The 11,625-nt window shown below is 42.2% G+C and carries 9 protein-coding genes; 7 read left to right on the top strand and 2 right to left on the bottom strand.

From position 1 onward, the window contains the following. Positions 1 to 107: 107 nt before the first annotated feature. Positions 108 to 1,778, top strand: a complete 1,671-nt coding sequence (gene hflX / locus LEP1GSC192_RS09610) for a GTPase HflX (RefSeq protein ID WP_367899041.1) — start codon at positions 108 to 110, stop codon at positions 1,776 to 1,778. Positions 1,779 to 1,808: 30 nt separating this feature from the next. Here the strand turns inward: hflX and LEP1GSC192_RS20145 are convergent, their stop codons facing one another. After that, the gene (locus LEP1GSC192_RS20145; protein ID WP_020769644.1) at positions 1,809 to 1,934 is read right to left on the bottom strand and encodes a hypothetical protein; all 126 of its coding nucleotides are present in this window, start codon (positions 1,932 to 1,934) and stop codon (positions 1,809 to 1,811) included. A 112-nt stretch (positions 1,935 to 2,046) separates the two neighbouring features. On the opposite strand from LEP1GSC192_RS20145, the gene murB reads away from it, so the two are divergent. The 4 genes from murB to LEP1GSC192_RS09590 all read left to right on the top strand — a co-directional run bounded on the left by murB (position 2,047) and on the right by LEP1GSC192_RS09590 (position 6,484). Then, entirely contained in the window at positions 2,047 to 3,000 is a 954-nt protein-coding gene (murB, locus tag LEP1GSC192_RS09605; RefSeq protein ID WP_020769782.1) for a UDP-N-acetylmuramate dehydrogenase, read from the top strand. Between the two features lie 15 nt (positions 3,001 to 3,015). Next, a complete protein-coding gene (locus LEP1GSC192_RS09600) occupies positions 3,016 to 3,597 on the top strand; it encodes a TetR/AcrR family transcriptional regulator (RefSeq protein ID WP_020769624.1) in 582 nt (193 codons plus the stop codon). 398 nt (positions 3,598 to 3,995) lie between these two features. Continuing rightward, complete coding sequence (locus tag LEP1GSC192_RS09595; protein WP_020769593.1) at positions 3,996 to 4,715, top strand: TetR/AcrR family transcriptional regulator; 720 nt, start codon at positions 3,996 to 3,998, stop codon at positions 4,713 to 4,715. A gap of 227 nt (positions 4,716 to 4,942) precedes the next feature. After that, complete coding sequence (locus LEP1GSC192_RS09590) at positions 4,943 to 6,484, top strand: DUF1566 domain-containing protein (RefSeq protein ID WP_020769438.1); 1,542 nt, start codon at positions 4,943 to 4,945, stop codon at positions 6,482 to 6,484. Between the two features lie 2 nt (positions 6,485 to 6,486). Here LEP1GSC192_RS09590 and gpmI read toward each other — a convergent pair whose 3' ends face one another. After that, positions 6,487 to 8,127 (bottom strand): 2,3-bisphosphoglycerate-independent phosphoglycerate mutase, encoded by a 1,641-nt coding sequence (gene gpmI, locus LEP1GSC192_RS09585; RefSeq protein WP_020769463.1) that lies wholly within the window; start codon positions 8,125 to 8,127, stop codon positions 6,487 to 6,489. A gap of 239 nt (positions 8,128 to 8,366) precedes the next feature. Here gpmI and LEP1GSC192_RS09580 point away from each other — a divergent pair, with 239 nt between their 5' ends. Then, a complete protein-coding gene (locus LEP1GSC192_RS09580) occupies positions 8,367 to 10,391 on the top strand; it encodes a hypothetical protein (RefSeq protein WP_020769554.1) in 2,025 nt (674 codons plus the stop codon). A gap of 150 nt (positions 10,392 to 10,541) precedes the next feature. Then, positions 10,542 to 11,558 carry a hypothetical protein gene (locus LEP1GSC192_RS09575; RefSeq protein ID WP_020769453.1) on the top strand — a complete coding sequence of 339 codons (1,017 nt, stop codon included), beginning with the start codon at positions 10,542 to 10,544 and terminating at the stop codon, positions 11,556 to 11,558. The last annotated feature ends 67 nt before the right edge of the window (positions 11,559 to 11,625 follow it).

The following is an 11,625-nucleotide window of genomic DNA, read 5'->3' as shown; positions in this document are numbered from 1 at the left end:
GAACTGCTTGACTCTCTTTTTAGGAAATGGTACCGTCTAATTCTTAGAGAAGAGGCAAATTTATCAGTAAGCTCAGCGGAAACCTTTCCGGACTAAAGTCCAATCAGATCCAAAGACTCAAAAAACTCTCCGAGCGTAGAATTCGGGAAAACGTGATCATCACGCCCGAAGTCTCCAGAACACTCACAGAACTTTCCTTCGAAATTAGCAGACAAATCGGGATCCTCATCGATAGGAACGGATACGTAACCCATGTGATCGTGGGATCGGATAGTTCTATCGATATCCCTTGGCTCGATCGCATCAGAACATCCGAAGCCAGGTTAAGGGGTTTGAGACTGGTACATAGTCATCTCAAAGAAGAAAGTCTGAACCAGGAAGATCTTACGGACTTAGCTTTATTACGTTTAGATTATATAACCGCGGTCACTATGGACGAAAAGGGACTTCCCCGGTCCTACTACTCCGCACATGTAAATCCGGAAGACGAAGATGGAGAACCTTGGACAGTTCTTCCTAAAAAAGTCCCGGGACAATTGGAAGAAGGTATACTGGACGAAATTCTGGACATTGAAGGAAGAATGACCAGATACCGTCGAAATCTAAAAGGCGCCCAAAAAGAGAATAGGGCCTTTTTAGTAGGAGTGTATCCTGAAAATAATAGGGTTCGTCCCCCGGCACAATCAATCGAAGAATTAAAGGAACTTTGCAGGACTGCAGGGGTTCATGTAGTGGACTCGTTTATTCAAAGAAAAAATCGATTGGATCCTTCTACCGTATTAGGAAAAGGTAAACTAGAGGAGATCGTATTAAAGGCCATCCAAAAACAAGTGGAACTATTAGTATTCGATCTAGAGCTTACACCTTCTCAGGCAAAAAAGATCTCCGACTATGCGGATCTGAAAGTTTTAGATAGAACTCAATTGATCTTGGACATTTTTGCCAGAAATGCGACAAGCAGAGACGGTAAACTCCAAGTAGAACTTGCCCAACTAAAATATCTGAAAGGAAGACTTTCCGAGTTGGATGATAATATGTCCAGGCTCACCGGAGGAATCGGAGGAAGAGGCCCCGGAGAGACCAAACTCGAGATCGGAAAACGTAGGGTAGAAGAAAGAATTTCCAGACTGGAACAGGAACTTAAGTCCTTAAAAAAACGAAGAGAGATCGCGAGAAGAAGACGGAAAAAAAACGAGATCCCTGTCTGCGGTATCGTGGGTTATACGAACGCAGGAAAATCCACTCTACTGAACGCGATGACAAACTCTTCCGTATTATCCGAAGACAAGTTATTCGCAACCTTGGACCCGACATCCAGAAGAATACGTTTCCCGGAAGAACGAGAGATCATAATCTCGGACACAGTGGGATTTATCCACGATCTTCCGCCGGAACTCTCCAACGCATTCAAAGCAACACTCGAAGAATTGGGAGATTCGGATCTTCTAGTGCATGTTGTGGATGTTTCCAATCCTGAATTCAGACAACAGATGGAAGCGGTCGAAACTATATTAGAAGATTTGAATTTATCCGACATTCCAAGGATCTTGGTATTCAACAAAATAGACGGACTACCTGAAGAAGCGCGCAACGAACTTCTAAGAGAAGGTGATCCGGACACGATCTATGTCTCTGCAATCCAAGGTTTCGGATTAAACACTCTATTGAATCGGATAGAAGAGAGAATTTACGCCCAAGCAGAGGCAAAACTCTCTAACTCAAAACTTTGGGAAGATGACGAGGAATGGGAAGAGGAAACGGAAAAAACCTATGTTTGATGTAGGTTTTGGTTCTTGAACAAGTAGACCTTATACCAGTCCTGCCAATTTTTCTTGGTCTAGAGCTAATCGGATCACGGAATTGATATAAGTTTCCCGATCGGATCTTCCGGTGATATAGTCTTGATACACGGATTGCAAGAGCAAATAAAACATAATCTTTCGGCCCCTAAAAGAATGGTCGGACTGGCTTACTCTTCTCATAAGCCTTTTTTAAGCCTTAGACTTTTTTCTTGCTCCTAGATCCGAACGGGGAAACTTGAATAAAGTGGCCATTCTTTCCGAAATACAGATCCGAGAACTAAAGAATTCCCTAGAAAATTCCGGTCTACCCTACCGGGAAAATCAGGACTTGAGCGTTCATTGCTCCTTTAAGATCGGCGGGATTTCTCCCATAATGGTCGAACCTGAAACCCAGGAGCAAATCCTGGAAACTCTTTCCCTATTCGAAAAACTGGACCTTCCTTGGAAAATCCTAGGGGGAGGTACGAACATTCTCATCTCGGATCATCCGAATGATTTTGTGATCTTAAAACTTTCCGGTGGATTTAAGGAATATAAAGACTTAGGGGAAGGAATCTTCCAAGTAGGAGCAGCAACGAACACTACTCCAGTATTTCGCCAAATCTCTCAGAAAGGATATACCGGGGCGGAGTTCCTAAGCACCATCCCTGGTTGGACCGGAGGAGCAGTCATTCAAAACGCCGGATGTTACGGAGGAGAACTTTTCGAGCTTATCCAAGAAGTGGAATTCCTGAGAAACGGAGAAGTCCTCAAAAGAAAACCCTCCGAGATTGAGCATGGGTATCGATTTACTGAGTTTCTAAAAAGAAAAGATTCCATTATTCTTTCCATTCGGATCGGATTAAAACCTGGAAACCTGGAAGAGATCGAAACATCTCTCAAAGAAAAAAGGGACAAACGAAATTCTTCCCAACCTCAGAACAAAAAAAGTGCAGGTTCCATGTTCAAAAACCCGAAGGTATTCGACGAACAAGGAAAAGAGATCAAAGCTTGGCAATTTATAGACAAAGTGGGCTTAAGAGGTTTACAAATAGGTGGGGCTCAAATCTCTCCGGAACATTGTAATTTTATAGTGAATACCGGAGGAGCAAAGGCATCCGATGTGTATGGACTAGTTAATACTGTCCAAGAAAAAGTGGAAAAAGAAACCGGTGTGATATTACAAAGAGAAGTGGAATACTTCGGTACCATTCCCTAATTCCAGGAAAACAAAATGCCAGTAGTTCGAGATCCGGAAGATAAAAAAGAAAGAATACTCACCTCTGCCCTGCGATTATTCACCGAAAAAGGTTTTGAAGCAACTCCAATACCTGATCTAGCTAAGGACGCGGGTATCGGCGCCGGAACCATATACAGATATTATAAAAACAAAGAAGAACTGGTAAACGAGTTATATCGTTTCTGGAAAAACAAACTAAGAGAAACTCTCGCTGCAAATTATCCGGAAAAAGCAAAGTCCAAAGACTTATTCATTCATTTGTGGAAGGCACTTGCTACCTTCTACCACCGTTACCCGGAAGCGTTCGAATTTTTAGAACTACACTATCATTCTCCTTATCTGGATCAAGCTAGCAAAAAAGCAACCTCCCAAACCATGGAGTTCATTTGTACGTTCTTAGAACAAGCGAAAGCGAAAGGAGACATCAGATCCGACCTAGGCTCCATGGAACTGGTTTCCTTATGTTATGGAAGTTTTGTGGGAATGGTAAAGATGGCCAAAGGTGGATATATTCAACTTTCTCCGGAAACTTTACATGCTTCCGGTTTAACTCTTTGGAAAGCGTTGGCGAAATAAGATCCCTTCTGTTCTAAAATTTATTTCCGAAGACATAAGGATCATTCCAAAGCAGATTCTTAGCAAAAACGGAAACAATATTCCAAATTATATATTCTTAAAATCTCAATTTATCATTTCTCAAATAACATCTCTTTCTAATATGCATATATATTAGATTCTAATGATTTACGGAATCTGAATTCAGATTCCGGTATTATGGATAGGAAATTTATCCAAAGAGGTCTTCCCAAATTAACTTTGTTTTTACTGATCGAAGGCAAATATATTGGATAGATTACAAATTATGTTATTTTGGTCTTTCATCCTTGACAATAATGCTCGTTAGACGGAACTTTCGGCCTTACTTTATTAGGAAGAAATTTAAGAAAAAATAAAATTTGAAAATGGTTACCCGAATGGAAAATAATCCCCCGTTAGAGACCCAAGATATTTCCTCGGATCCAGAGCTCACACCCGATCAGGATCCCATATTTGAAACAGAAAAGGAGCCTCAGGAAGATAGACTAAACAAAAAACAAGACGAGTCCAAAGAGAGGATCATTCGTTCCGCTCTCAAGTTATTTGCAGAAAGAGGATTTTTCGAAACAAGGATCCCTGAGATTTCCGCTTATGCAAAAGTGGGCGTAGGGACAATGTATCGTCATTTCCGGAACAAGGATCACCTGTTCAACGAAACATTTCGGATCTCGGTCCAAGAATTTTCTGAGTTCTTAGATAGATCCGTCTCTAAGAATCTAACTCCAAAAGAACAGTTTTTCGATTTCTGGAAAGGACTCGGACTATTCTCGCAAGGTAAATTCGACCAGTTGATCATGATAGAAAGAAATCTATCCTCCTACATACTGGATGAAGAAAGTACAAAAGAGGCAACCGCCTTAAAGCAGAAAATTTCAGAATACTTTGCCCCTACCCAGAACGACAAAAATCTTAGACAACTGTATCCTTCTCTCATATTAGGTTCCTTTACAGGGATCCTACGTTTCCATCGGATCCAGGAGAATTATATAGACCCGTCCCTTTTGGAACAATCCGCCGAAATGTTATGGGAAGGATTTTCTAAGGTTCGCCAAGCTCCAACTTCTAAAAAGAAAGAAAAACATACAAAAAAATCCTGAAATCAGGGATGGGATGTTTTTTTTGTCGGAGATTTATCCTAGATAAGATAGGGATAAATAAGAGCCTTGCCCAAAAGGTCCAGGCTCATTGAAGTCTGAGCTTAGGGTTATATCGATAGTCTAAGCGTTCGACCAGGTCGTAAGTGTTAAAAACTTATTTACTAGATGGAAATGGATCATAGGATAATTTCGTCCTTTTGATATTAAACCATTGTTAAGATAATAATATGCGGGCTCGATTTTTATTTTTTTTAGTTGGATTCGGAATGTTATGTAAACCGATAGAAGTGCATAACCCGGCTATCCCATTCTCGGATGCTTGGTGGGAAACTACCTTTGTTCGTTGTATCTTGGGAGAATTGGATGTATGTCTTCCGGGCCCGGCAGTCAGTGGTAGCCTTAGCACTAAATTCGTAAGTAATAATCCTGGAGCAGTTACCTCTTCCGACCTCACATGGAGATCGGACACTGCCGGACCTTACGATATTCGGATAGATTCCAGCTCATGCACAAGTGGCACAAGTTTAACCACAGGAACTGCAATCGCAAACACGGACAATATGACCGCGATCAATGCAAGTCTTCTTCCTTTAGGAGCCAGTTATGTTAGAGTTTGTGTCACCGATCCGGAGGAGGATCTAACCGGTTCCGGGATTTTCAGGATCGTTCGGGATGATACTTATCCGACCGCGGGCACAAATCCCTCGGGTGGGGCCTACAATTCTTCTCAAAATGTTTCTATTATATGTTCGGATACTGGAGGAGCCGGTTGCGATAAGATCTCCTATGTTACCGACACTTCTACTCCGGATATTGATGGGGTGAGCGGAACTATAAATGTAGGGACCCAGTATTCTACTCCTATCAATGTTGCCGCTAATTCTTCCACTTCTTTTAAGTATGTGGCAAGAGATAAGGCGGGGAACGTATCCACCGTTTCTACTTCCGATATCACTGTCGACACTGTGACTCCTACTATATCCGCAGTTACACCGAGTGATGGCACAACAGGAGTTGCTCTTTCTCCCGGATCTCTTACTCTAAGTTTTGCAGAGCCCATGAATACCGGTCTTACGATGAGCATGGCAACGGAAATCTATAACGGAACCTCATGGGTTACAATTCCGAACAGTAATACAATATTCGATTGGCAGGACGCTCAAACCTTAGTTATAACCGTTAGCTGGGTTTATTTTCCGGAAGAATCCCAGATACGTTGGACAATTCCCGCCAGTTCCTTGCAAGACGAAGCCGGAAATGCAGTCAGCCATCAGTCGACTTTTACAACCACTACCGGGGCTCCGGTCTCAGGAGCTCAGGTCTATTCCGGCCCGACGGCTCATGGAATTTATACTTCGGATATCACCACTACGGATTCTTCTACCGGACTTGTTTGGAAAACTTGTTGGGAAGGAAGAGTGGGGCCAGGCTGTGCTTCCGGCTCTGCAACAAATACTTCTTGGGCAGCCGCGTTAGACGCGTGTGCTTACCTAAACACCGTACACGGTCCCGGAATTGGTTACGCCGATCGAGAAAACTGGAGACTTCCCAGAGCGGAAGAATTATACTCTCTTGTCGAAGGGGTCGCTGATCCGTATATCAATACTACCGCATTCCCAAATCCTGTTTCTCCTGCAACCTGGACCGCATCCCGAGGAATTTCAGGCTCTCCAATGGATCAGTTTGCAAGGACCGTAGTATTCATGTATGGGAGCCTAAATCAGTTCGATAAAAGCCTAAGCTATGCAATTCATTGTGTAAGTGACTGATCTTACTTCGTTATTAAACTAGGATGATATCCTTCCGGAGTTTCGTATCCCATAATATCTAAGATTGTAGCCGCAACGTTAGCAAGTCCAGGTTCTTGTAGATCCGTTCTCAGTTTAATCTTGTTCTCAGGGTCCAAAACACTGAACGGAACCGGATTTAGAGTATGTGAAGTTTTAGGGACGGGTTTACCTTCCTTATCCTTCTGCACATTTCCTTTTTTATCCAGCTGGTACATCTCATCCGCATTCCCGTGGTCTGCGCTCACCAATAGAACTACATTATTTTTTTTGCATGCTTCCGCAAGACGGCTCATACATCCGTCCAGGAATTCCATTGCTTTCACTGTGGCCTGGTAATTTCCAGTATGGCCTACCATATCCCCATTCGGAAAATTGATCCTATAAAAGTCCGAATGATTCTCACCTAAAACTTTTTCAAGCTCCGCAGTGATCGCTTGCGCTTTCATTTCAGGAGTTTGGTCGAATGGAATTACATCGGAAGGAATTTCCTTATACTCCTCACTTTTGGGATCGAATTTGCCGGAACGATTCCCGTTCCAGAAGAACGTTACATGTCCGTATTTTTGTGTTTCGGATAACGCATACTGGTTGATCCCCGACTTGGCCATATATTCGCCCAAAGTACGATCGATTGCAGGAGGACTTACCAGAAAACGTTCTGGCAATTGTAGATCCCCGTCGTATTGCATCATTCCCGCGTAACATACTGCGGGGAAATTTCCTCTATCGAATTTGTCGAAATTTTTCTGAGTGAACGCTTGGGAGATCTCGATTGCTCTGTCCCCTCTGAAATTCGTGAATACTACTGAGTCTCCACTTTCAATTTTTCCAACCGGCTTACCGGATTCTTCAACCACAAAGCTAGGAAGATATTGGTCGATTACCGCCGGATCTTCCTTCCTAAAAGTTTCGATCGCAGTCTTTGCATCCGGGAAAGTCCTACCTTCTCCATGAACATGGATCTTCCAGCCTCTTTCCACCATGGCCCAGTCCGCTTCATAACGGTCCATGGTGATTGTCATTCTTCCACCGCCGGAAGCGATCTTTATGTCAGCTCCTTCGGATCGAAGAGAGGTCAGCCATTCTTCGAATGGAATTAAATACTCTAGAGCGGATTTCTCCGGTACGTCGCGTCCATCCAGAAGAATATGCAACCTGATCCTTGGGACCTTCTCTTGTATCGCAGCCTGTATTAATGATTTTGTATGATCGATATGTGCATGAACATTTCCGTCCGAAAACAAACCGATTAGATGCAAAGTGGAATTTTTGGTCTTGGTATTTTCTACAATTTCTTGCCAAGCTTTTCCTTCGAATAACAGTCCTTTAGCGATAGAGTTATTGACTAGCTTAGCGCCCTGATCGAAAATACGCCCGCAACCCAGTACATTATGACCCACTTCGGAGTTTCCCATATCTTCGTCAGAAGGCATACCAACGGCAGTCCCATGCGCTTTCAAAAGAATAGTCGGGGATTCTTTCCAGAGTTTATTGAGGAAAGGAAGATTGGCGCCTGCAATCGCATTCCCGAATTCGGGTCCCTTCGGAGTATAGCCTACTCCGTCTAAAATTACGAATAATAGCTTTTTGGGGGAGAACGGAGTCTTTTTTTTCAGTTGCATTCTATTCCAGGAAAGCTCTCCCGCACGCTTCGTCAAGAGGATTCATATAGCAACTTCGGCATACGTCCTTCGGTTTATATCGGTTTTATCGAAAAAGAAAGAGAATTTAGGTTTTTCGGTGGAAGCGTTTAGAATGCATTATATCATGGTTTTGAGTATCCTTGGGATACTTATATCCTTAAGCGGATACTCTCCGCAAGTATATTCTAAATATTTAATATTAAATTATTTATAAAAAGATGAACGTAAAAGGTCCCAAACCCTTAGATCCGCATACAGGCAATGTAGCCGTTCCTAATTTCTTAAAAGTTAAGAAGTTAAACGAAGTCGTGAGTTACTACATGAACGACAAGATAACTCATTCTGTCTACAAAGCGATTCAGGCAGCGACATCTTTCAAAAACGTAAAAAAAAGACAGTTATTCGAACCGCATCATAGAGTCCCCGAAGTCGGAGAATTAGGTCCGAAGGATATAGATCTTCATTTAAAACGCTTGCTGGAGGATGGTACAGTTTCTCAACTTGCTTACTTAATCAGCGACAGTGCGGAAAAACAGCCGGAAGCACTTCCTTGTTATGCGACTTTTCCTGAATCGGAATCTTTGGATCTAAGTAGGATCTATCTGGAACTTCTGGATTATTCCGTTTCTTCTTTATTAAGTTATCTTGATAGAAAGCCTGAAACGAGCAAGATCCTACTTTGGGAGAATCTAGAATCGGATCTAGAATGGGGAGCCAGGAAGGAAGCTCCATTCCCTCAATTATTCCTGTATTTAAAACAGGCGTTCCATAACGAACATTTCCGAATTCCCGCAAATGCGGAGTTCATTAAGGATTTCTTATTCGAATTAGAGGACGATCTTCATAAGAAAGGAAGAATTATCGACGTTCCCGGATACGGACTATTCGGGATCAAAAATCCGAAAGAAGCAGTTCAGATCATGGACTACGTGGACGACTTTATCCAATCCAAAGGAACCAAACAATTACGTCATGTTCTAATGGACGAGTTCCAAAAGATCGCCATGGAAGAAAAATTATATTATTCTAATACTTCCAATCCCGAGACCACAAAATTCAAAGCGGAAAGAGCAGAAGCTTTTGCCAGAGCTTTGCCGGGCAATCCAAGTCCCGGAACTCCAGGAATGTTAAGTGTAGTTTTAGTTCGAAGCTTATCCGAACTTGCGGAAAAAGAACTTCATAAACAATCTGCGGAAAAAGATAGAAATAGGTTCCATGATATCAAAAAAAATCTTCTCTCGGAATCCGGTTCTTGGGAAAAAAAAGTACTCTTAGTTCCTGACAAGGAATTCAAATCCTATCCGGAAGAATTGAAAAGAATGTTGATGGACGATCTGGAAATCGGTTACTCCACTTGGGAGACCAAAACCAGTACGATCCATGCATTCTTTCATAAAAATGCAAACAGTGTCAGGCAGATTATTCTTAGTTTAGGAGCCGCTACAAACGTAGAAACTTGGAAGATCCTATGCATCAGACAACTTGTGGAATCCAACGAACCCCAGATCAAATCGATTTTTAGAGAACCCGATCTGGTCAAAGCTTACGGAAAAGTATTAAGGAAAGGTTATTTAGATTATTTCCCCTGGTATTATACTATTCTTGATCTTCTGGGGATAGGAAGATTATTCCAAGATATGTTCTTTGCCCAAGCAAAGGATAAGATCAAATGGCAGCAAAATCAACTCAAGGCCAGAAACCACGAAACTTCCAAAAAGGAAGAACAGGTAAAGCTCCAAGAAAAGCTCAAAGAAGAGGAAAAGATCCGCTTAGCCGAACAGAAATCTAAAATTTCTTCCGCAATGGACGAGTTTTATTTTAAACGTATTGTCCCGCCTACAGCCTCCGAGATCCAGGGAAATGTTGGAGAATACTCCGCTGATCTATATTACCAAATTTTAGATCGGGAGAAGTTCGTTTTTATCCCCTGGGAAAAAGGGAAGGAAAGAATGGACCAGATCCTATGTTATCCTGCGAACGAATCCTTTAGGAATAAGGCCAGAGAATTGCATAGACTCCTTTCAGAAAGGATGGAAGTCCTGCAAAACAAAGTCCGGACCGCGGAGGAAGAAGACAGCAGAACTAGGATCGCAAAAGTAATTAAGCATGTGGACGAATGGTTCGCTTCTCATAAATCTTCGTCTGACAAAACGACCCCTCACAAAGGAAAAGCAGATTCGGATGATCCTTATGAGTCATTCCGTAAGGAAATCGATAAATTAAGAAAAGTAGACAAATCTTGAGGGATTTTCTTAATAACGAACTCTGTTCGTTCCACCAATCAAAAAGTTTGGAATTTAAACGAATTCATTCGAAATATTTTTTTTAAAAAATGAGCAAAAACTCGCAATTTGGTTTGTGATTTTTAAAAAGAAATCAACCGACCCGGAACAATGAATTCGAATCCAAAGATCTTTTTCAAATTTATCCCGATAGTATCGTTATTCTCCTTATTCTCTTTTTGCAATCAGGCAAATGCTATCAATCTGGACGGCAGCAATAGTGCTGCCGGCGTTCTTTTAAACGTAGTTTTACCGAATATCATCGGCGTCCAGGTGATTCCGGAAGGTCTACCGAGACTTTCTTCTAACATTATGTATGATGCGGGAAATACTTATATAGATCTTTCATTTTCGGAACAAAGCTCTGTGAACGAAAACTTTACGATGGCAATCGAAAGTTATACTACCGTATCTTCACCTAGTTTTGTCGGTTATAACACATTCACTCTTCCTGCCAATACAGGAACTTATTCCGTAGGTTTTGCATTAAATGCGGACGACGATAACTGTTTGGATCGTGCAGGAGACAAGTTCAGTTTCAGAATTACGAAAGATTCTACCAGTGATTCTTTCGTATATGATGTAACCGTGAAGGACGGGGATTTTTGTATTTTCGAATCTTCTGCCAAAACCCTGGCTCAATTAGATGGGCTCGGTGCAATGGACGATCATTGTAAAAACCTTGCGAGTGCAAAAGGTCTTCCCAGAAACCCTGCGTATTACAAAGCGATGGTAGGTGCCCTTTCCGCTGCTTACGGAGATAGAAATCCGGGAGAAACCTTATCTTCCACTTCCTTTTTCCGAACGAACAAAAGATACGTTCGTAAGAGAGGGGACGGGACATGGGTAAAAGTTTTTTCCGTCAGTGGCGTCTGGCCCCCTAGCTCGGACTTTGACAATCCATTGATAGATTCGGGACAATATTGGACCGGGATGCATTCAGGCTGGGGAAGAATGGATAGCAATACCTGTTTAAACGGTTCTGAAAGCTGGACAAATACTACCGGTTCCTCCAGCGGAAACTTAGGAACTTCAAGTATTGTTACCGGAGATGCGGCGTATACGACCCTTTCCAGCTGTGATGCCACTTTGGCATTACCGTTTATTTGCGTTTATTCTCCGGATTAAACGAAAAAATCGTTCAATTTTTTTCCGGCCTAACTGTTTTCATACTTTAAGGGATATTTTTCTCTAA

Origin of the sequence: Leptospira sp. B5-022 (genome assembly GCF_000347035.1) — a bacterium.
Lineage (GTDB): Bacteria > Spirochaetota > Leptospiria > Leptospirales > Leptospiraceae > Leptospira_B > Leptospira_B cinconiae.
This window is presented reverse-complemented; position numbering and strand designations above follow the sequence as displayed.